Genomic DNA, 21,319 nt, shown 5'->3' on the forward strand with positions numbered 1-21,319 from the left:
ATCGACGCGCCCACAACCACTTCCGTCGTCACCACCGGGCTTGTCTCGGTGGTCCATGGCTCCCCGAGATGGATTGCCGGGACAAGCCCGGCAATGACGAGCGTGGAGAAGATCGGGTTGCAGACCCACAAACAAAAAAGGCCGCCCCGAGGGGCGGCCTTTCAGTTTCAAACTCGTTTCGCTTAGCGCGAGTAGAATTCGACGACGAGGTTCGGTTCCATCTGGACCGGGTACGGCACGTCCGACAGAGCGGGCACGCGGGCGAAGGTAGCGACCATCTTGTTGTGGTCGACTTCCACGTAATCCGGCACATCGCGTTCGGCGAGCTGGACGGCTTCGAGAACGACGGTGAGCTGCTTGGAGCGTTCACGCACTTCGATCTTGTCGCCGACCTTGACCTGGTAGGACGGAATGTTCACGCGCTTGCCGTTGACGAGAACGTGGCCGTGGGACACGAACTGACGGGCGGCGAAGACGGTGGCAACGAACTTTGCACGGTAGACGATGGCGTCCAGGCGGCTTTCGAGCAGACCGATCAGGTTTTCGCCAGTGTCGCCCTTGCGGCGGTTGGCTTCGTCATAAAGACGACGGAAACCCTTTTCGGTGATCGAGCCATAGTAGCCCTTCAGCTTCTGCTTGGCGCGCAGCTGCAGACCGTAGTCCGAGAGCTTGCCCTTACGACGCTGACCGTGCTGGCCGGGGCCATAGGCACGTGCGTTGAGAGGGGACTTCGGACGGCCCCAGATGTTCTCGCCAAGACGGCGGTCAATCTTGTACTTTACAGAATGACGCTTCGACATCGCGTATCCCTTTCTAAGTTAGAATGGATCGCGCCCTCCTTTGCCCCTCACGAGAGAGGCCGACAGATTCCTAAAAATTCAGGAGATCCCGGGTGCGCCTATAGACCCGAAGGCCGGATAGGTGGGCGCTTGATAGTCACCAAGCGCCCGCAAGTCAAGCCAAAGGCCCGGTTTTCTAGGCCATTCGCTTGTCGATATGCCGCTGCTGGCGCAACTGCGGGAAGATGCGGCTCCAGATGACCGCGACGGCCATGGCACCAAAGCCGCCGATGACGACTGCAGGCACAGGCCCGAGGAGATGCGCGACCGTGCCGGCGCGGAATTCGCCCAGTTCGTTGGAAGCGCCGATGAACACCGAATTGACCGCATTGACGCGCCCACGCACCTCTTCAGGCGTCCAGAGCTGCATGATGGTTTCGCGAATGGTGACGCTGACCATATCGGACGCGCCGACCAGCGCCAGTGCCGGAATGGAGAGCCAAACCGTGGTCGAGAGACCGAAGACGACTGTGAAGGCGCCGAAAAGACCGACGAACAGGAACAGAATTTTGCCGGCGTGATCACGCACGGGGAAGCGCGTCAGATAGAGCGCCATCACGATGGCACCGATACCGGGCGCGGCGCGCAACAGGCCGAGTTCGAGCGGCCCGGCATGCAGGATGTCCTTGGTGTAGACGGGCAGCAGAGCCACCGCGCCGCCCATCAGCACGGCGAACATGTCGAGCGAGATGGCGCCGAGAACGACCTTGTTGGAAAAGATATAGCGGAAGCCGCCGAAAATGGTTTCGAGGCTCTTGGCCTGGTGCGACTCGCGCTGCATGGGCTTGGGGATCAGCAGCACCGTGACGACGGCGCAGAGCAGCAAGACCGCCCCGGTGCCGAACGCGAAGGTCGGCGAGATACCGTAAAGCAGGCCGCCCGCGGCCGGGCCGGTGATCGAGGCAACCTGCCAGGCCGAGGCATTGACGGTGATGGCGTTGGACAGGGCCTCGGGCGGCACCAGATTAGGCGCCAGGGATTGTGCTGCCGGCCCCCAGAAGGCGCGGGCGGTGCCGAGGAAGATCAGCACGACGAAGATCGGCCAGACCTCGTGGGCTTCCACATTGACGAGGGTCAGGAAAGCAAGCGCGCAGATCAGTTCCACACCGAGGCAGATCGCCATGATGCCGCGGCGATTGAAGCGGTCGGCGGTGAGACCGGTCACGAGGATCAGCAGCAGCGCCGGCAGGAACAGGCAGAGCCCGACCAATCCGAGGAGGAAGGCATTTCCGGTGACGTCATAGATCTGCCAGGCGATGGACACCGACATGATCTGCACCGCAAAGCTCACCAGCAGCGTGGTGAGCCAGAAAAAGCGGAAACCGACATAGGTGAAGGCGAGCTTTGACGGCTCTGTGGGCTGGGGCGTGCTCATGATGCCCCGGCATGACACTTTGCCGCCGCAAGGTCAAAGGCGGAATCGCGGCGAACGGTTCGCCTGGCTTATTCTGTTGCAGGTTTGTCCGTTGCGGGCTTCTGGCGATTGGGATTCGGGCGCTGGTGCCGTCGATCGATCGACGAAATGACCCCGCGCAGCGTCCGGATTTCCTGGCTGGTAAAGCGGCCGCGCGTCAGCGCCGTGCGCAGGTTGTTGACCATGCTCGGGCGCTTGTCGGGCGTGGTGAAGAAACCGGTCTGGTCCAGCACGCCTTCGAGGTGCTCGAAGAGCCCGGTGAGTTCCTCGCGCGGCGCAGCATCGTCGAGGCCTTCGCTGAAGGGCAAGGCGGTGCCCGCCCCGCCATGCCGCCGCCATTCATAGGACATCAGGAGCACGGCCTGCGCGATATTGAGCGAGGCAAAGGCCGGCTCGACCGGCAGGGTGACGATGGCGTCGGACATGGCGACTTCGTCATTGAGGAGGCCCCAGCGCTCGCGCCCGAACAGCAGGCCAGCGCCCTGCCCCGCGGCGATGTGCTGGGCCATCTTGATGGAGGCTTCCTCGGGGCCAAGCACTTCCTTCTGCATATCGCGCGAACGGGCGGTCGTCGCATAGACGAGCTTGAGATCGGCAATGGCCTCTTCGAGGGTTTCGAAGACACGGACGCGTTCGAGGACGTGATCAGCGCGCGATGCAGCGGCAACGGCTTTCTCGTTGGGCCAGCCATCGCGCGGACGCACGAGGCGCAAATCCCAGAGGCCGAAATTGGCCATGGCCCGCGCCGTCGTGCCGATATTTTCGCCGAGCTGCGGCTCGCACAGAATGATCGCAGGGCATGCCCCGAGAGTAGGTTCCAGCGATCGATCCGTACCGGCCATGTGCTCGTCTCTTCTTGCGTCAGGCGGGCATTTCGACAAATTCCACCCGATTGCGGCCCGCATGTTTGGCCTCATACATGGTCTGATCTGCGAACGAAAGCATTTCGGACATGGCCGTCTGGGTCGCGGGCGACGTGGCCACACCGACGCTGATCGTCATTTCGAGGACTTCACCGCTGGGCAATGCCGTCCGCAGGCGCTCCACCTGACGGCGCAGCCTGTTGGCTACCGCCACCGCCTCTTGCGCAGCGGCGCCGGGCAGCAACAGAGAAAACTCCTCGCCGCCGAGCCGACCGAACATATCGCCTTTGCGGATCGACGCACGCACCACAGCCGAAAGCGAAATCAGCGCGAGATCGCCGGCAGCATGCCCAAAGGCGTCATTCACCTGCTTGAAGTGATCGACGTCGAACACAATGACGGAAACCGGCTGCCGCGCATCCCTCAGCCCCGCAAACACAGTTTCGGCCCGGCCGAGAAAGGCGCCACGATTGAGGGCGTCGGTCAGGCTGTCATAGGTTGCGGCGCGCTCGACTTCTGCAAATTGCCGGCGGCGGTCCGCCGTGGCGCTGGCAACCAGCACCGGCCCCAGGGCGATCATGGCGACGCCCAAGTGAACCGCCGCGATCAGTTCTTCGCTCAGTCCGGTCGCGCCGAGCCCATAGCCCCCGAGCTTGACCGCAAACATCGTTGCGCCGGAATAGAGGAGCACCAGGAGGCAGGTGAGTGGCAACGGCACGACAAGAGCGCACCAGATCAGGGCCGCCACCGGGAACACGATGGCGACGGGATTGGCGACCAAAATCCCGAACCCGACGCTCGCCAGCAGCGCAATGGTCGGTGGGACCACCGGATGGCGCAGAAGCGCGCTCCAACTGGTAAATCGCGGGCGCGGCAGAGGCCAGGGCAGAGCCAGGATGCCCGGTAGCAGCACGAGGTAATTCATGAGTTCCGACGAAAACCAGGTGCGCCAGCCGTCGAAATAATTGCTGTCGCCCATGCTGGCCCATGCGGGCCCGCCCGCCACGCCGGCAACGACTGCGGCGATGATCGCGCTGCCGATAAACGAGAGCACCGCCCGCACGCGCGTCAGGTCGCGGTCCCTGGTCTCCAGCGAACAGAAGACGAAAGCAAAGGTCACGGCGCCGATCATATTGGCCGCGGTCATTTGCAGCCCCAGCCAGAACGGGTCCCCGGCGATGAAACCGGTTGCCTCGTAGCCGATGAGGGCTCCCGCCAGAACCAAGAGCAGGTTCGATTGCCGGGCGCGGACGAGCAGCCCCGCCAGAATGGAATTGGCCGGCCAGAATGTGGCCAAAAACCCCATGGGACGCGAATAGATGCCGGCAAGCGCAGCGGCGCAGATGACTATGGCAACGAGAAGGACCAGCCACACACGACTGGTGAGCGTGGCTTGGGAAGGAGTGCCCATGGAGGGCGTAGTCGGTAGAGAGAGCATGAGGGGCCTATTGACGCGCTTAACCTGAGGCACTCCGCCGGTCCCCTGGCCCCCTCGAACCAGGCACCTGCGAAAATGCGCCACAGCGCCAATAGATCAATCGAATGGCTGGCCTGCAGCACAAATGCAGGCCAGCCATTCGATTTCTCCCTATAGCGGGAAAGTCAGAACACGATAATCATAACGCGCGCGTGAGTTCAGGCAACCCGTTCGCGCAGCGGCAGCGGGTGCACCTTGGACGAAGCCTGCCATTCGCGATCCAGGATGGCGAAATGCAATTCCTCGTCCCATTCGCCCTGGAACAGGGCATGTTCGCGATAATGCGCCTCAAGCCGCATGCCGAGCTTCTGCATCAGCTTGGCCGAGTGGTGATTGCGCCCGTCGCACCGCACGAAAACCCGGTGGATGCGATAGTGCCCGAAAGCGAGATCGAGCATCGCCGTCAGCGCTTCGGTGAGAAAGCCGTTGCCGGCATAGGCAGGGTCGATGGCGAACAGCAGTTCGCCCTGCCCGGCCGTGGCGTCGGACCAATGCAGGGAGACGTGACCAAGTACCGCCTTGTCGCCCTTGCGCTGCATGGCAAGCGTCAGCGTGTCGCCGGGACGCTGCAGGCAGACCTGGCCGCGCATGATTTCGACGGCGGCGGCGACATCTTCCTGATAGCGCGTGGGTCGCACGAGATAGCGCTGCACCGCAGGCAGCATGTGATAGCGCCCGACAAGCGCGACATCAGCGCGTTCAAAATGCCGCAATTGCAGACGTTCGGTCGCTAATGGAAATTCGAGTCCGGTCATGGCCAATGCCCCTCGGTAAAGCTGATTGAACGCTCTACGCAGACAACGGCACGCCGGGTCGGAAGTTCCTGCCATCATTGATGAAATTTACGCTTCAAAAGCGATGGAACAAGGACTTACGCGGGTCCGCCAATCGGCTGACTCGGGCGCTACTGACCTAGGGAAAACGCGACAAATCGACTGCGGCTCAACCGCCGTTACGCCATTCGCGACGAAGCACAGCATAGACGAATTCCTCGTCCCATCCACCCTTGAACAGCGCATGCTCGCGAAAATGTGCCTCGCGCCGCATGCCCAGCCGCTCCATCAACCGCCATGAGGAGCCGTTCCGGGCGTCGCAGCGAGCAAAAATGCGATGAAGATCAGCCCCTTGAAAGCCGAGATCGAAGAGCGCGCCGGCGGCCTCCGTCGCATAACCCCGTCCGTGATGATCCGGATGAAAAATCCAGCCGATTTCGCCCTGCCTGGCGTCTTCGGAGCGCCAGATCAGCGACAATTCGCCGATCAGGGTATCAGACTCACTCAAGACGGCGGCGAGGACGATTTTGTCGCCCTCTTCGGACCAACTGGTCTGGAGGATACGCTGCTGCACGGCGAGCGCACATTCCTCGCGGCTGAGCGGCGCATCGAAGAGATAGAGCGCTACGTCCTCGCGCCCGCGATAATCCAGTACGGCATCGACATCGCCGCGGGTAAACGGGCGAAGCGTCAGGCGTTCCGTAGTGATCGGCAGATCGGGAAAAAATCCCATGCGGCTCCCCGTTTTGGCGCGGGAGTTTCTTCGACCGCGCGCCTTCTGGCAAGACTTGCGGCGCCGCAGGTCCCATGCGAGCCTCCGCAAATGACCAGCCAAGCCAAGAACGAACTCGATCAGAGCGGCCGCTGTGACTGTGGGGCCATCGTGCTCCATGTGCATGGTCGCGTGGTATCGATGTTCCACTGCTCCTGCGAGAACTGCCAGCGCGCTACGGGCGCCGGTCACTCCTCGGTTGTCCTGTTTCATGCGGAATCGCTGCGGATCGTCGGCGCGACCAAGGCCTTTTCCCGACCGGCCGAGTCGGGCGCGACCTTCACGCGCCATTTCTGCCCCGAATGCGGCACGACGGTCCTTGCCCAAAGCTCGCGGGCGCCGGCCCTGCGCATCGTGCCTGTCGGCGTTTTTGCCGGCGACAATGCCTGGTTCAAGCCCAATCAACTGATCTTTTCGCGCAGCTATCAGCACTGGGACCTGGTGGCCGACCACCTGCCCTGGCACGAGACCTATCGACAGGACGGCCAGGCATGAGCATGGCGACGGACGATCTGGCGGAACGCATCCGGGCCGTGCTGCCGGCCCGCGTGCATTGCCTTGAGAAGAAAATGTTCGGCGGTATCGCCTTCATGTATCAGGGCAATATGCTGGTGGCGCCCCTTAAGGATGGCAGCATGCTGGCCCGCGTCGGCAAGGAGGGCATGGAAGAGGCACTCGCCCTGCCCGGCGCCGGTATCATGGATATGGGCGGGCGCAGCATGGGCGGCTTCGTCGTGGTAGCGGGCGATGCGCTCGAGGACGACGATGACCTCAGCGAATGGCTGCAGCGCTGCCTGCGGTTCGTCCAGACTCTGCCGCAAAAATAGAGGCACCGAGCGGGCATGCCCCCTTGCCCGACCCGTCTTTGCGCTTTTCTCTGGCGATGCTATAGGGGCAGCCGAAACCGGCCGAGGGGCCAGACGAAGGAATTTTAGGGAGTTATCCGATGAGCAAGATCAAAGTCGCCAATCCGGTGGTGGACCTCGACGGCGATGAAATGACCCGCATCATCTGGCAGGCGATCAAGGACAAGCTGATCCATCCCTACCTCGATCTCGACATCAAGTATTACGACCTGTCGATCCAGAACCGCGATGCCACCAATGACCAAGTGACCGTGGATTCGGCCAATGCCATTCGCGAATACGGCGTCGGCATCAAGTGCGCCACCATCACCCCCGATGAGCAGCGCGTCGAAGAATTCGGCCTCAAGAAGATGTGGAAGTCGCCCAACGGCACCATCCGCAACATCCTCGGCGGCGTGATCTTCCGCGAACCCATCATCTGCAAGAACGTGCCGCGCCTCGTTCCCGGCTGGACCCAGCCGATCATCGTCGGTCGTCACGCTTTTGGTGACCAGTATCGCGCCACCGACTTCACCTTCCCCGGCAAGGGCAAGCTGACCATCAAGTTTGCCGGCGAAGACGGCACCGTCATCGAGCACGAAGTGTTCCAGGCCCCGGGCGCCGGCGTTGCCATGGCCATGTACAACCTCGACGACTCGATCCGCGACTTCGCCTATTCGAGCTTCAACTACGGCCTCGCCCGCGGCGTGCCGGTGTACCTCTCGACCAAGAACACCATTCTCAAGGCCTATGACGGCCGCTTCAAGGATATCTTCCAGGAGATCTACGAGAAGGAATTCAAGGAGCAGTTCGAAGCCAAGAAGATCTGGTACGAACACCGCCTGATCGACGACATGGTCGCCTCGGCCCTCAAGTGGTCCGGCGGCTATGTCTGGGCCTGCAAGAACTATGACGGCGACGTGCAGTCCGACATCGTGGCCCAGGGTTTTGGCTCGCTCGGCCTCATGACCTCGGTTCTGGCTACCCCCGATGGCAAGATCGTCGAAGCCGAAGCTGCCCACGGCACCGTGACCCGTCACTACCGCCAGCACCAGCAGGGCAAGGAAACCTCGACGAACTCGACCGCCTCGATCTTCGCCTGGACCCGTGGCCTCGCACACCGCGCCAAGCTCGACGACAATGCGGAACTCGCCAAGTTCGCCGCGACCCTCGAAAAGGTCACCGTCGACACCATCGAAGAAGGCAAGATGACCAAGGATCTTTCCCTGCTCGTCGGTCCGGATCAGCCGTGGCTGTCGACCCTGGGCTTCCTCGATGCCATCGACCAGAACCTGCAGAAGGCCATGGCGTAAGCCATATCGTTTCTCGCATGATGAAGGCCGGGTCTTGCGACCCGGCCTTTTTGTTTGTCGTGCGAATAGCTTACTTGGTCTTGCCGCCGGGCGCTGCCGGCTCGATGGTTAGTTCGAAGCGTTCGCCCGCCTTGATCGTCACCGGCGTTTCGCTTTCGACATCGTTCTTCTTGCTGAAGACGACATAGTCGCCTGCCGCCAACGTCGTCTGCACATTGGGGCCATAGCCATAGTCGAAAGACTTGCGATTGCCCGCGATGTCCTTGCTGGCGCTGAAGATTTCCACATAGTCATCTGTAGGCGTGGTGATCGCGAGGACACCGGCATTGAGCAGCACCGGGACGTCGGTGCGTTCGGCCGTTGCGACGCTGAACGGGACCTGCCCGCTCGTGCCATCGAGCTTGTAGTCCATCACATAATCGCCGGCCGGCAGTTCGTAATCCTGCTCGCCATTATAGCCATAGGCGACAGACTTGCGGCTGCCATCGAGCGCGACCTTCGCCTCGAAAATCTCCATGAAAATGTCGTCCTCGACCTTGGAGCCGGGCGCATATTCGCTGGTGAAGAAGACGACGCCGGTGCCCAGGATGACGTCTTCGTCGATCGTCTCGCCGGCCTTGGGGTTATAGGTGCGGCTGACCGAGGCTTCGCCAATGGTTACAATGGCTTCGAGCGCCCCGGCGGGCACGACGAGATTCACGTCGCCATAGTCATAGGCAAGGTATTCGCCATTGAGGTTGACCTCGGTGGACGCATCCTCGGAGACCTCGGCGCCCTCGCTCGACATCGGATGCAGTTTCAGGATCGCGGCATTGAGCACGAAGTGCGGCTTGGCAATCTTGCCATCCTGGATGGTGATCGGCTGGGAGGCCGAGGCCGAACCGATCTCGACCTTGAGGATGTATTTGCCGGGCTCCAGAGTGCCTTCGAAACGCGCGTAATAGTCGGTGCCGACATATTCGCCCTCGCCGCCTTCGGCATTGGGTTTGTACCAGCTCCAGACGATATCATAGGTCTCATCGACGAGATCCGGGCCGCCCTCGGCGAAGGAAACCGTCGGCTTGAGATTATAGGCCGCGACCGGCTCGGGTTCAGGCTCTGGTGCCGGGGCCGGCTCGGGTTCGGCCTGCACCACCTGTGCCACAGTCTTTGTCAGCGCATCGACAAGGCCCGCGCCATCGGCAGCCGAAAGATACTGGCCGCCGGTATTTTCAGCGAGGCAAGCGACCTGTTGGCCCTCTTCATCTGAAAGGCCAAAGCCGAGGACATGGGTGGTGAAGTCGATCCCCTGCGCTTCGAGTTCGGTTGCCAGTTTGCACGGATCGACCTCGCAGGTTTCAAGGCCGTCGGTGATCAGGATCACCGTCGCCTTTTCCTCGGTAAACCGCAGGTCTTCGGCCGCAAGGCGCACCGCGTCGGAAATCGGCGTCATGCCCTTGGGATTGATGCCGTCGGCGGCAGCGGCAATGGCAGGACCAGTGCCGGCCGCCGGCTCGACCAGCATTTCGATATCGCCGCAATTGCCTTTCTCGCGATGACCATAGGTCATGAAACCGAGTTCGAGATCCTCCGGCAAATCGGCCAGAACCGAGGACAGGGTTTCGCGCGCAATGGTGATGCGCGCCTTGCCGTCGATCTGCGCCCACATCGAGCCCGACCCGTCGAGCACGATGACGGCGCGCTCCGCCGCCACGGCCGGGATGGCGAGGCCGACGGCCGCCACGGCGCCCAAGGCAAATTTCTTCCAGAACTGCATAGTGATAGCCCTCCAACACTGCAGCCCTCGGGCCGCGCGAACCCAGCTAGCCTCCTCGCGCCTGAAGCGGGAATGAACGCGACGTTCATGGCCGCAGTCGGCAGCTTCGGACGCAATCCTGCCAGAGTTTGCCCGTGTCGTGCATCCCGCATCTTGGGGGAGACGGATTCGTGAAGAGAAGGTGGCTGCTGCTGCCGGTGGTGCTGATCGCCGGGATCTATGTGTTCAACGCCAGTTGGCGCGTGCCGATGCCGGAGGGGGACGGCCTGCGGCTCATTGCTCATCGCGGCGTGCACCAGACTTTTGAGCGCGCGGGTTTGGAAAATGACACCTGCACCGCCGAGCGCATCGACCCGCCGCGCCACGATTACCTTGAGAATACAATAGCTTCCATGGAAGCGGCCTTCATCGCCGGAGCCGATATAGTCGAACTCGACGTGCACCCCACGACCGATGGCCAGTTCGCTGTGCTGCACGACTGGACGGTCGATTGCCGCACCGAAGGATCAGGCGAAACCCGCGGCCATAGCATGGCCGAACTCAAGGCGCTCGACATCGGCTATGGCTACACTGCGGATGGTGGCGCGACTTATCCATTTCGCGGCAAGGCAATAGGCCAAATGCCTGAACTAAAAGAGGTTTTTACCGCACTTCCCGGCAAGGAATTCCTCATCAACTTCAAAAGCCGCGAGGCGCGCGAAGGCGGCATGCTCGCAGATTTACTTACGAACAATCCCGAATGGCGCGGTGCCGTCTGGGGCGCCTATGGCGGCGACGAGCCTACCTATCGCGCCGCCGCGCTGATCGACGGCCTCCATGTCTGGTCGCGACGCGGCCTCGTCGATTGCCTGGTACAATACGAACTCCTCGGCTGGGTCGGCGTGATGCCGGAGGCGTGCAGGAACACGCAGGTGATGATTCCCATCAACGTCGCGCCCTTCCTCTGGGGCTGGCCAAATCTCCTTCTCGCCCGGCTTAGGGATGCCGGCAGCGACGTCATTCTGCTCGGGCCTTATGGCGCCGGCGATCCCGGCACGGCCGGCATCGATGACATCGTAACACTGGAACAGGTACCCGGGGATTTCTCCGGCTATGTCTGGACCAACCGCATCGAAGTGATCGGCCCGGCGCTGGGGCGCGGCATCTGGGCCGATTAGCGCTGCTTTTGTCATGACGGCGGGGGAAATGGCTTGTATGTTAGCGCCATTCCCGCCCGAATCCTTCCTTTCTGACTTTCGTGGTACTGCGATGCCCGTCGGCGTCATTCTGGCCTTTTTGGCCTATGCCAGCTTTTCCGTAGCCGATGCTCTCATCAAGGCGACTGGTCCGGCCATGTCGGTCTTCGAGATCGCCTTCTTCACCACCAGCTTTTCGATCATTCCGGCGATGTTGACCAAGCGCGGCGAGCGCTGGCGCGATATCTACAAGCTGCATCATCCCTATCTGGTGCATCTGCGTTGCGCGACGGCGATCACCGGCACGGCCTGCGTGATGTTCGCCTTCACCCACATTCCCTTTGCCGACGTCTATGCCATTGGTTTTACAACACCTTTATTCGTGACGCTGCTGTCAGTATTGCTGCTGCGCGAATTCGTGGCCGTGCATCGCTGGGTACTGCTGTTCATCAGCTTTTTGGGCGTGGTGCTGGTGATCCGGCCCGGCCTGCGCGAGTTGGAGCTGGGGCATTATGTGATGATGGTCGCGGCCTGCCTCGGCGCGGTAACGACGACCGTTTTGCGCCATGTGGCGCAGAAGGAGCGCAGGGTGAGCCTCGTCGGCTTGCAGGTGCTTTATTCGGGCATTTTCAATGCGATACTGATGATCCCGACCTTCGTCATTCCCTCGCTGGAACAATTGGTCGTGCTGCTCAGCATCGGACTTCTGGGCGGTGTCGGCGGCCTGCTGCTTATACAAGCGAGCCGACAGACGCCGGCCAATCTCATCGCGCCGGTGCAATATAGCCAGTTGATCTGGGCGATCCTGTTCGGCGCCCTGTTCTTCGGCGAATATCCCGATTGGGTGGCCATTGTCGGCATGCTGATCGTGGTGGGCGCTGGGCTAATGAATGTCCTCAGCGAGAAGCGACCGATCCGCTGGAAGCCGCGTGTCTTCTTCTTCCGTATCGGCGAATAGCGGCGCGTCCGTGCTAGCAGACTGTTAGCATCGAGCGTAACGCCAAGCCCAAAAAGCGAAAGCCGCGGCGGGGCCGCGGCTTGCACTATCCGAACATGGATTTTTGGCCGACTAGATCAGCGCGCGGATCGCCGCAACGGCATCGTCTGCCTTGCTCGCATCCGGTCCGCCACCCTGGGCCATATCGGGACGGCCGCCGCCGCCCTGACCGCCGAGCGCAGCGGTTGCCGACTTGATCAGCGTGCCGGCGGCATATTTGCCGGTGAGATCGTCGGTGACGCCGATGGCCACGGTGCCCTTGCCGTCTTCGCCCTTCAGAACGATGACGACGACGCCCGAACCGATGCGCTTCTTTTCGGCATCGACGACGGTCTTGATGTCCTTGGCGGCGACGCCTTCGACGACGCGGCCGACGAAAGTAACACCATTGACGGTTTCGGTGGCGTTGCCGCCTTCGCCACTACCACCCAGGGCCAGCTTCTGGCGGGCATCGCTGAGAGCCTTTTCGGCGCTCTTGAGCTGATTCTGCAGCGCTTCGATGCGATCGAGCACTTCATGGGTGCCGGAGCGCAGGAGGCCTGCAGCGGAGGAAACGATGTTGACGTTGGTATTGCCGCGGTGACGCGCGGCCTTGCCGGTCAGAGCTTCGATGCGGCGGACGCCGGCAGCGGAAGCCGTTTCGGTGACGATGGAGACGAGGCCGATATCGCCGGTGCGGCGCACATGAGTGCCGCCGCAGAGTTCGACGGACCAACCGAGACCATTGCCGGTCGGCAGGCCCATGGAAACGACGCGGACTTCGTCGCCGTACTTTTCGCCGAACAGCGCGCGGGCGCCCGATTCCTTGGCTTCCTCGACACCCATCAGGCGGGTTTCGACGGAGGTGTTCTGCAGGATGATCTCGTTGGCGATGTCTTCGACTTCGGCGATTTCCTGCGGCGTCATCGGCTTGGTGTGCACAAAGTCGAAGCGCAGGCGATCGGAGGAGACCATGGAGCCCTTCTGGGCGACGTGGTCGCCGAGCACGAGGCGCAGGGCTTCGTGCAGCAGGTGGGTAGCCGAGTGGTTCGAGCGGATCGACGAACGACGTTCGTGGTCGACGACGAGCTCGACGGCCTGACCAACCTTAAGCGTGCCTTCGGTGACCTTCACCTTGTGGCTGAAGACACCGTGATGCTTGCCGGTATCGAGGACTTCAGCAGCAAAGCCTTCGCCCTTGATAACACCGGAATCACCGACCTGGCCGCCGCTTTCGCCATAGAACGGGGTCTGGTTGACGACGACGACGCCTTCCTGGCCGGCCGCAATCGCGGCGACTTCGGCGCCATCGACAAGAAGAGCCTTGATCTCGCCTTCGGCGGTCTCGGTTTCGTAGCCCAAAAATTCGGTCGGGCCGAGCTTGTCGGCAAGGCCGTACCAGACCGTATCGGTAGCGGCTTCACCCGAGCCAGCCCAGTTCTTGCGGGCTTCGGCCTTCTGCTGCGCCATGGCGGCATCGAAGCCGGCCTGATCGACGGTGATGTTGCGATTGCGCAGGGCGTCCTGCGTCAGATCGAGCGGGAAGCCGTAGGTGTCATAGAGCTTGAAGGCAGCGGCGCCATTGAGCACGTCGCCTTCGCCGAGGCCGGCGGTTTCGGCTTCGAGAATCTGGAGACCACGGCCAAGCGTCTTGAGGAAGCGACCTTCTTCGAGACGGACGGTTTCGGCGATCATGGCTTCGCCACGGCTCAGTTCCGGATAGGCCTGGCCCATTTCGCGGACGAGGGTCGGAACGAGCTTGTAGATCGTCGGCTCGCTGGCACCGAGCAGGGTCGCGTGGCGCATGGCGCGGCGCATGATGCGGCGGAGCACATAGCCGCGGCCTTCGTTAGACGGCAGCACGCCTTCGGCAATGAGGAAGCTCATGGAGCGCAGGTGATCGGCAATGACGCGCAGGCTGCGATTGCCCGGGCCATTAATGTCGGCATTTGTCGCGTTCGCGGCCGCCGAGATCAGCGCCTTGAAGAGGTCGATGTCATAATTGTCGTGGACGCCCTGCATGACGGCAGCGACGCGTTCGAGACCCATGCCGGTATCGATAGACGGACGCGGCAGGCCGGTGCGCGAACCATCGGCATGCTGTTCGAACTGCATGAAGACGAGGTTCCAGATTTCGATCCAGCGATCGCCATCTTCATCCGGCGAACCCGGAGGGCCGCCCCAAACCTTGTCGCCATGGTCATAGAAGATTTCGGAGCACGGCCCGCAGGGACCGGTATCGCCCATCTGCCAGAAGTTCGACTTGGCGCCGAGCCGCACGATGCGGTCTTCGGAGAGGCCCGCGATCTTCTTCCAGAGTTCGAGCGCCTCGTCATCGTCCTGATAGACCGTGACCATCAGCTTTTCGCGCGGCAGGCCCCAATCCTTGGTGAGGAGGTTCCAGGCGAGCTCGATAGCTTGCGGCTTGAAATAGTCGCCGAACGAGAAATTGCCCAGCATTTCAAAGAAGGTGTGGTGGCGCGCGGTGAAGCCGACATTGTCGAGGTCGTTATGCTTGCCGCCGGCGCGCACGCATTTCTGCGCCGTGGTCGCCGTCGAATAAGGGCGCTTTTCAACGCCGGTAAAGACGTTCTTGAACTGCACCATGCCGGCATTGGTGAACATCAGCGTCGGATCATTGCGCGGAACGAGCGGGCTCGACGCGACGGCTTCGTGGCCATTGCGGGCAAAGTAATCGACAAAGCTCGAACGGAGATCGTTTACGCTGGTCATCAACTAGCTTTCATGCGGAACGGACACGGCGCGCGTCCGATAGAAACGTGGCTTTCTATCGTGCAAAACGCGGAAATGTCCAGCTTTGCGGCGATATTGAGATGGGAGAAAGTGGGGGCGGTGGTTGGCGATACCCCCACCCTCGTTCCCTCCCCACAAGGGGGAGGGAGGCGATGGCGTTAGCTCTCGTTTACACTGCAGCCTCCCCGTCCGCTGAACCCGGGAGTTCTAGCGTCTCCCTCCCCCTTGTGGGGAGGGATCAAGGGTGGGGGCCGGTAAGCCCCAATGAAATGGCTTCGAGTACTCCATCCAGATTCGTCACGACCTCATGATTGGTGAAGCGGATCACACGAAAACCGTCCGCAGCAATTCGCCGATCGCGACGCTCATCATACGCCTGAGCAACGCCCACAAAATGCGTGTCGCCGTCAACTTCGATGACCAATTTTGAGCCGTGGCAAAGGAAGTCTATGTAGTACGGCCCGATTTGGGCTTGGCGACGAAAGTGATGGCCCTGCACACGCAACTCGCGGAGGGCTAGCCAGAGTTTTGCTTCTGGTCCCGGCATAGACTTCCGAAGCTGACGCGAGCGTTCGATGCTCACCGATACCGATACCCCCACCCTCATTCCCTCCCCACAAGGGGGAGGGAGGCGCTAGACCAACCCTCAGCGGACGACCAATTCTTAGAAAAAGACCCCCGCTTTTGGCGGGGGTCGAAGACTGCATGGGATCGGGAGAGGCTTATTCGTCGCTGCCGGCGCCGTCATCGTCGCCACCGGCAACGAGGAGGACTTCGCCGAGAAGGCCGGAGCTCTCGCGAACCCCCTGTTCGATCGTATTGGCGATCTCGGGGTTGTCCTTGAGGAACTGGCGGGCGTTCTCGCGGCCCTGGCCGAGGCGCTGGCTATCCCAGGAGAACCAGGCGCCGGATTTGTCGACGATGCCGGACTTTACGCCGAGATCGAGCAATTCGCCGGTCTTGGAAATGCCTTCGCCATACATGATGTCGAATTCGACCTGGCGGAACGGCGGGGCAAGCTTGTTCTTGACCACTTTTACGCGCGTCTGGTTGCCCACGATCTCTTCGCGATCCTTAAGCGCGCCGATGCGGCGGATGTCGAGACGGACGGAGGCGTAGAACTTCAGCGCGTTGCCGCCCGTGGTGGTCTCAGGCGAACCGTACATCACGCCGATCTTCATGCGGATCTGGTTGATGAAGATTACGAGGCACTTCGACTTGGAAATCGAGGAGGTCAGCTTGCGCATGGCCTGGCTCATCAGGCGAGCCTGGAGACCGGGGAGAGCGTCGCCCATTTCGCCTTCGAGTTCGGCGCGCGGGGTGAGGGCCGCAACCGAGTCGACGACGAGAACGTCGATGGCGCCCGAGCGAACCAGGGTGTCGGTGATTTCGAGCGCCTGTTCGCCAGCGTCGGGCTGGGAGATAAGAAGGTCGTCGACATTGACGCCGAGCTTGCGGGCATAGACCGGATCAAGAGCGTGTTCGGCGTCGACAAAGGCGCAGATGCCGCCCTTGCGCTGGGCTTCGGCGATGACATGCAGGGCCAGCGTCGTCTTGCCCGAGCTTTCAGGCCCAAAAATTTCGACGATACGGCCCTTGGGCAGGCCGCCAATGCCGAGGGCGATATCGAGACCGAGCGAGCCGGTCGAGATCGATTCCACTTCGATCGCAGCGTTTTCGCCAAGGCGCATGATCGAGCCCTTGCCGAAATTCCGTTCGATCTGGCTCAGCGCCGCAGCAAGAGCCTTGTCTTTATCCATCGATCCACCCTCAACAACGCGAAGCGGCGAGCTAGCCATTATTTCTCTCCTTATTTCACGCTCTCGAGGACCACGCAACGCAGGGGATCGAGAGATCAATGTCCATTCATTGTGCTTATTTTGTTCTCATTTTGTTTTTGCACTGTCAAGGGACAAAAAGAGAACATTCCATTTGGCGGCCTCATCTTCTTATGCTGATTCTGAAGCGTCGAGGGACGGCGACTCTCAAAAGTATGATTTTTGACTGGACAGGGTAAGGCCGGTTGCGTTTTATGCCGCCAAGCCGCTGAGAAGGCTCCCAGGAGGCAAGGAAAGTCATGCACCTCATCCAGTATTTCGACGCTAATGGCGCGCGCGCCGTGGCCGTGACGCAGAACGGGGAAACCCGCCAGGTGCAGGGCGCTACAAGCGTTTATGAGCTGGCACAGGCAGCGCTTTCCGGTGGTGGTCTTGCGGCCGCTGTGACGGCGCGTGGCCTCGGTGGCGCTGTCGACAAGGCGGCGCTGCTGGCCGAAGGCCGCTTGCTGTCGCCAATCGACCATCCCGATCCGACGCATCTGCATGTGACGGGCACGGGCCTGACCCATCTTGGTTCAGCCGCGACGCGCGACGCCATGCACAAGGCCAATGGCGAAAAGCCGGCGGGCGAATTGACCGACAGCATGAAAATGTTCCGCATGGGCCTTGAGAACGGCAAGCCCAAGAACGGCGAAAAAGGCGTGCAGCCGGAGTGGTTCTACAAGGGCAATGGCCACATCGTTGCCAATCCGGGCCAGGCGATCCCCTCCCCGTCTTTCGCGCTCGACGCTGGCGAAGAGCCTGAAATTGCTGGCATTTACCTGATCGACGCCAATGGACAGCCGCGCCGCCTCGGCTTTGCGCTGGCCAATGAATTTTCCGATCACGTGACCGAGCGGATCAATTATTTGTACCTGGCGCATTCAAAGCTGCGCGCCTGCTCGTTCGGGCCGGAACTGCGCGTCGGCGATCTGCCCAACCACATTGAAGGCAAGTCGCGCATTCTTCGTGACGGCAAGGTGCTTTGGGAAAAGCCGTTCCTCTCGGGTGAGGACAATATGAGCCACACCATCGCCAACCTCGAATATCACCATTTTAAGTATGACCTGTTCTGCCAGCCGGGCGACGTGCATGTGCACTGCTTCGGCACGGCGACGCTGAGCTTTGCCGACGGTATTTCGACGAGGGAAGGCGACGCCTTTGAAATCGAAGAGGGCCAATTCGGCTTGCCGCTGCGCAATCCGATCCACATCGAGGCCGAAAAACCGGTCATTGTAAGCAGCCTCTACTAAGGTCTCGGCGCGGGTGCCTTTACTCGCGGCAACTAACATGTCAGTTAGTTTGCCGCGAATTGAGGAGCCCGCGCATGACTACCCACACTTTCGAAAAGCGTCGCATTGGTGAGACCGAACTTGAGGTCACGACGCTGGGATTGGGATGCGCGTCGCTGGCCGGGATTTTTACGGGCGTACCGGCCGAACAGGCCCGCGCGACGGTGCGGCATGCGCTCGATGTCGGCATCAATTATGTCGATACGGCACCGCAATATGGGCTTGGGCGCTCTGAACATCTGGTGGGCGATGCGCTGCGCGAGGCGCCGGTGCGACCCATACTCTCTTCCAAGGTGGGGCGGCTGCTGCGGCCGGTCGATCCGGCGAGGCAGGATAAGGGCAACTGGATCGATCCCCTGCCCTTCGACCAGCAATATGACTACAGCTATGACGGCGTGATGCGCTCGTTCGAGGATAGCCGGCAGCGGCTGGGGCTCGAAAAGATCGACATTCTCTATGTGCACGATATCGGCGCCGGTACGCATGGCGTCGAGGGCAACAAGCCGCTTTGGGCGCAATTGGCCGGTGGCGGCTACAGGGCGCTGCGCGAGCTGCGGGATGGCGGCGTGGTGAAGGCCATCGGGCTCGGCGTCAATGAGTGGCAGGTGCTGATGGACGCCTTTGCGCTGGGCGACTGGGACGTGTTCCTGCTCGCCGGGCGCTATACGCTCTTGGAGCAGACCTCATTGACCCCGTTCATGACCACCTGCATCGAGCGCAAGGCTTCGGTCGTGGTGGGCGGGCCGTTCAATTCCGGCATTCTGGTCGGCGGCGACAAGTTCAACTACGCCAAGGCGCCGGACGAGATCGTGGCCAAGGTGCGGGCCATCGAGGCGGTGTGCCGGGAATTCGGCGTGCCGCTGCCGGCGGCGGCCCTGCAGTTTCCGCTGACCCATCCGGCGGTGTGCAATGTGCTGCCGGGGCCGCGTTCGCCTGAGGAGTTGGACGGAATTCTGGCTTGGTGGGACGCCAAAATTCCGGATGAGCTCTGGACGACGCTGGCGGCCAAGGGACTGCTGGCCGAAGGTACGCCCATTCCCGGCGGCACGGCTTGACGCAAGACCAATACCTCCAGTATATATAACTGAATAGTTTTGTACTGGAGCTTGGGATGGCCGATACTGCGCGGCTGGATGCGACCTTTCATGCCCTTTCGGACCCTACGCGCCGCGCTATCTTGGCGCGGCTGGCGCGGGAGGGCGATGTGACGGTCATGGATCTGGCCGAGCCATTTGCCATGAGCCAGCCGGCGATTTCCAAGCATTTGAAGGTGTTGGAGAAGGCGGGGCTGGTGTCGCGGGGGCGCGATGCGCAGAAACGTCCGGTGCATCTTGAGGCGCAGCCGCTGGCCGAGGTGACCGGCTGGCTGATCGAATACCGGAAATATTGGCAGGCACAGTTCGAGCGGCTCGACGATCTGCTGGAGGAATTGCAGCAGCTCGAAAAGCTCGCCGGGAAAAACTAGGGAGGTTTTCCATGCAGTTTGGTGATCCGCTTTCGGTTTCGTCCCCCAGCGATACGCAATTGGTGATCGAGCGCGCTTTCGTGGCGCCGCCGCACCTGGTCTATGCCTGCTATACGCAGCCGAGCCTGATCCGGCGCTGGCTGACCGGGCCCGACGGCTGGACCATGCCGGTCTGCACCTATGATGCGCGCGAAGGCGGCGGCTATCGCTTTGAATGGCATGGGCCGGACAATGGTTTTCTGGCGGTCGACGGCGCGATCAAGACCATTGACGCCATTCGCTACATCGATGCGCAGGAGCGGTTCGAGGCCGGCGAGATGGGCCCGCCCTATCGCTCGGAGCTGGAATTCCGGCTGCAGGACAAGGGCACGCTAGTGGTCAACAGTTTTACCTATGAGTCGATGGCGCATCGCGATTTCGTCGTGTCGACGGGCATGGCCGAGGGCATGGAATTCAGCTTCAAAAGTCTCGATCGGCTGCTGGCGGCGGAGCAGGCATAGACATGCTGACGGTTTGGGGGCGGAAGACGTCGTCCAATGTGCAGGCGCTGATGTGGTGCATTGGCGAGCTTGGGCTGGAATACGAGCGGCACGATGTCGGGCATCGCTATGGTGGGAATGACACGCCGGAATTTCTGGCGATGAACCCGAATGGCACAGTGCCGGTGTTGCAGGACGGGATTGGGGAGCCGATCTGGGAGACTGGCGCGATCCTGCGCTATCTCGCGGCGCGCTATGGGACGCCGGAGTTTTGGCCCAGTGATCCGGCGCTGCGGGTGCCGGTTGATCAGTGGGCGGAATGGGCCAAGATCAATGTGACACTGTCGTTCACCGGACCGGTATTCTGGCGGGTGGTGCGCACCGCGCCATCAAAGCGCGATCCCTCGGCGATCGAGGCGGCGCTGGCGAAGCTCAATGGGGTCTTGGCGATTGCCGAGGCGCAGTTGGGGCGGCATGCCTTTCTGGCTGGGGCGGCGTTCACCCCGGCCGATATCCAGTTCGGGCACGTGCTCTATCGCTATTTCGATATCGAGATTGTACGGCCGGCATGGCCCAATATCGAGCGCTACTATCAGGCCCTCACACAGCGGGGGGCATTCCGCGAGCATGTGATGGTGTCGTATGAGGAATTGCGGGTGGTGGACTAAGGGCAGTCCGCGGCTCCCGGAATGGATTACCGGGACAGGCCAGCGTGCTGAACAGTTAGTTCAAATCCAGCGCATAACCCTTTAGAATTCCAAGTGGAACCAGATCCAAAACCTTGCGGTTCGTGGCGTGGAGATAGACGCGCGGAGCCTTGCCGGCTTCGTGGGCTTGCAGCCAGCGGACGGCAACGAGACACCAGCGATTGCCGGGGACGAGGCCGGGAAAGGCGAATTCGGGGCGCGGGGTCGAGAGGTCGTTGCCGACCGATTTGGAAAATTCCAGAAACTCGGCCGTGGCCTCGATGCAGATGATGTGGACGGCGGCGTTTTCGGGGCCGGCGGCGCAATAGCCCGAGCGGAAGAAGCCGGTCAGCGGGTCTTCGGAACAGGGCTGCAGCAGCTCGCCGAGGACGTTGTATTCGTCAGAGCCTTCCAAACTGGGCTGAGTGGTCACGTGGGGCTCCTGGACGTCACAAATATCCGCAATCGGCCAGTACCATAGCACAGGTGCCTTAGAGGTGAGGCACTTTGCGAAGCCTCGGACTACAAGAGGACGTAACGGCTGCCGGAATTGCGAGGCCCATTCGTTGTCGTCACCACCGGGCTTGTGTGGATGCTTTGTGATTTAGTCTGTGCACGAGCCG

21 protein-coding genes are annotated in these 21,319 nt (G+C 61.6%); 10 read left to right on the forward strand and 11 right to left on the reverse strand.

Going from position 1 to position 21,319, the window contains the following annotated elements:
- Positions 1–182 precede the first annotated feature (182 nt).
- From rpsD to JP75_RS12610, 6 genes are all read right to left on the reverse strand, one after another.
- The gene (rpsD, locus tag JP75_RS12585) at positions 183–800 is read right to left on the reverse strand and encodes a 30S ribosomal protein S4 (protein WP_035083382.1); all 618 of its coding nucleotides are present in this window, start codon (positions 798–800) and stop codon (positions 183–185) included.
- A gap of 175 nt (positions 801–975) precedes the next feature.
- Entirely contained in the window at positions 976–2,214 is a 1,239-nt protein-coding gene (locus JP75_RS12590; RefSeq protein WP_035083384.1) for an MFS transporter, read from the reverse strand.
- A 68-nt stretch (positions 2,215–2,282) separates the two neighbouring features.
- The gene (locus JP75_RS12595) at positions 2,283–3,095 is read right to left on the reverse strand and encodes an RNA methyltransferase (RefSeq protein WP_035083387.1); all 813 of its coding nucleotides are present in this window, start codon (positions 3,093–3,095) and stop codon (positions 2,283–2,285) included.
- Between the two features lie 19 nt (positions 3,096–3,114).
- Positions 3,115–4,527, reverse strand: a complete 1,413-nt coding sequence (locus JP75_RS12600) for a GGDEF domain-containing protein (protein ID WP_160194686.1) — start codon at positions 4,525–4,527, stop codon at positions 3,115–3,117.
- A gap of 224 nt (positions 4,528–4,751) precedes the next feature.
- On the reverse strand, positions 4,752–5,348 hold the full coding sequence (locus JP75_RS12605; protein WP_051960659.1) for a GNAT family N-acetyltransferase: 597 nt from the start codon (positions 5,346–5,348) through the stop codon (positions 4,752–4,754).
- A gap of 187 nt (positions 5,349–5,535) precedes the next feature.
- Positions 5,536–6,099: a GNAT family N-acetyltransferase gene (locus JP75_RS12610; protein WP_035083392.1), complete on the reverse strand. Its 564-nt coding sequence runs from the start codon at positions 6,097–6,099 to the stop codon at positions 5,536–5,538.
- Between the two features lie 90 nt (positions 6,100–6,189).
- Between JP75_RS12610 and JP75_RS25300 the strand changes: the two genes are divergently transcribed.
- The 3 genes from JP75_RS25300 (at position 6,190) to JP75_RS12625 (ending at position 8,296) form a co-directional block, all read left to right on the forward strand.
- A complete protein-coding gene (locus JP75_RS25300; protein ID WP_051960660.1) occupies positions 6,190–6,633 on the forward strand; it encodes a GFA family protein in 444 nt (147 codons plus the stop codon).
- Positions 6,630–6,965, forward strand: coding sequence for a TfoX/Sxy family protein (locus JP75_RS12620; protein ID WP_244446308.1), 336 nt, complete (start codon positions 6,630–6,632; stop codon positions 6,963–6,965). Before JP75_RS25300 ends, JP75_RS12620 begins: the two co-directional genes overlap by 4 nt.
- 119 nt (positions 6,966–7,084) lie before the next feature.
- Positions 7,085–8,296 (forward strand): NADP-dependent isocitrate dehydrogenase, encoded by a 1,212-nt coding sequence (locus JP75_RS12625; protein ID WP_035083395.1) that lies wholly within the window; start codon positions 7,085–7,087, stop codon positions 8,294–8,296.
- Positions 8,297–8,366: 70 nt separating this feature from the next.
- Here JP75_RS12625 and JP75_RS12630 read toward each other — a convergent pair whose 3' ends face one another.
- Positions 8,367–10,052: a vWA domain-containing protein gene (locus JP75_RS12630; protein WP_051960661.1), complete on the reverse strand. Its 1,686-nt coding sequence runs from the start codon at positions 10,050–10,052 to the stop codon at positions 8,367–8,369.
- 170 nt (positions 10,053–10,222) lie between these two features.
- On the opposite strand from JP75_RS12630, the gene JP75_RS12635 reads away from it, so the two are divergent.
- Positions 10,223–11,209, forward strand: a complete 987-nt coding sequence (locus JP75_RS12635) for a glycerophosphodiester phosphodiesterase family protein (protein WP_035083396.1) — start codon at positions 10,223–10,225, stop codon at positions 11,207–11,209.
- Positions 11,210–11,300: 91 nt separating this feature from the next.
- The gene (locus tag JP75_RS12640; protein ID WP_035083492.1) at positions 11,301–12,185 is read left to right on the forward strand and encodes a DMT family transporter; all 885 of its coding nucleotides are present in this window, start codon (positions 11,301–11,303) and stop codon (positions 12,183–12,185) included.
- Between the two features lie 111 nt (positions 12,186–12,296).
- On the opposite strand, the gene alaS is transcribed toward JP75_RS12640, so the two are convergent.
- From alaS to recA, 3 genes are all read right to left on the reverse strand, one after another.
- A complete protein-coding gene (gene alaS / locus JP75_RS12645; RefSeq protein ID WP_035083398.1) occupies positions 12,297–14,936 on the reverse strand; it encodes an alanine--tRNA ligase in 2,640 nt (879 codons plus the stop codon).
- Between the two features lie 259 nt (positions 14,937–15,195).
- Positions 15,196–15,540 (reverse strand): endonuclease domain-containing protein, encoded by a 345-nt coding sequence (locus tag JP75_RS25890; RefSeq protein WP_160194687.1) that lies wholly within the window; start codon positions 15,538–15,540, stop codon positions 15,196–15,198.
- A gap of 139 nt (positions 15,541–15,679) precedes the next feature.
- A complete protein-coding gene (recA, locus tag JP75_RS12650) occupies positions 15,680–16,756 on the reverse strand; it encodes a recombinase RecA (protein ID WP_035083399.1) in 1,077 nt (358 codons plus the stop codon).
- Between the two features lie 278 nt (positions 16,757–17,034).
- Between recA and araD1 the strand changes: the two genes are divergently transcribed.
- The 5 genes from araD1 (at position 17,035) to JP75_RS12675 (ending at position 20,678) form a co-directional block, all read left to right on the forward strand.
- Entirely contained in the window at positions 17,035–18,027 is a 993-nt protein-coding gene (gene araD1 / locus JP75_RS12655; protein ID WP_035083401.1) for an AraD1 family protein, read from the forward strand.
- A gap of 74 nt (positions 18,028–18,101) precedes the next feature.
- A complete protein-coding gene (locus JP75_RS12660; RefSeq protein WP_051960663.1) occupies positions 18,102–19,121 on the forward strand; it encodes an aldo/keto reductase in 1,020 nt (339 codons plus the stop codon).
- A gap of 56 nt (positions 19,122–19,177) precedes the next feature.
- A complete protein-coding gene (locus tag JP75_RS12665; protein ID WP_035083402.1) occupies positions 19,178–19,531 on the forward strand; it encodes an ArsR/SmtB family transcription factor in 354 nt (117 codons plus the stop codon).
- 11 nt (positions 19,532–19,542) lie between these two features.
- Positions 19,543–20,031 carry an SRPBCC domain-containing protein gene (locus JP75_RS12670; protein ID WP_035083404.1) on the forward strand — a complete coding sequence of 163 codons (489 nt, stop codon included), beginning with the start codon at positions 19,543–19,545 and terminating at the stop codon, positions 20,029–20,031.
- A 2-nt stretch (positions 20,032–20,033) separates the two neighbouring features.
- On the forward strand, positions 20,034–20,678 hold the full coding sequence (locus JP75_RS12675; RefSeq protein WP_035083406.1) for a glutathione S-transferase family protein: 645 nt from the start codon (positions 20,034–20,036) through the stop codon (positions 20,676–20,678).
- Positions 20,679–20,733: 55 nt separating this feature from the next.
- On the opposite strand, the gene JP75_RS12680 is transcribed toward JP75_RS12675, so the two are convergent.
- The gene (locus tag JP75_RS12680; RefSeq protein ID WP_210165357.1) at positions 20,734–21,129 is read right to left on the reverse strand and encodes a DUF2237 family protein; all 396 of its coding nucleotides are present in this window, start codon (positions 21,127–21,129) and stop codon (positions 20,734–20,736) included.
- Positions 21,130–21,319: the final 190 nt, after the last annotated feature.

The sequence above is a fragment of the Devosia riboflavina genome, assembly GCF_000743575.1.
Lineage (GTDB): Bacteria > Pseudomonadota > Alphaproteobacteria > Rhizobiales > Devosiaceae > Devosia > Devosia riboflavina.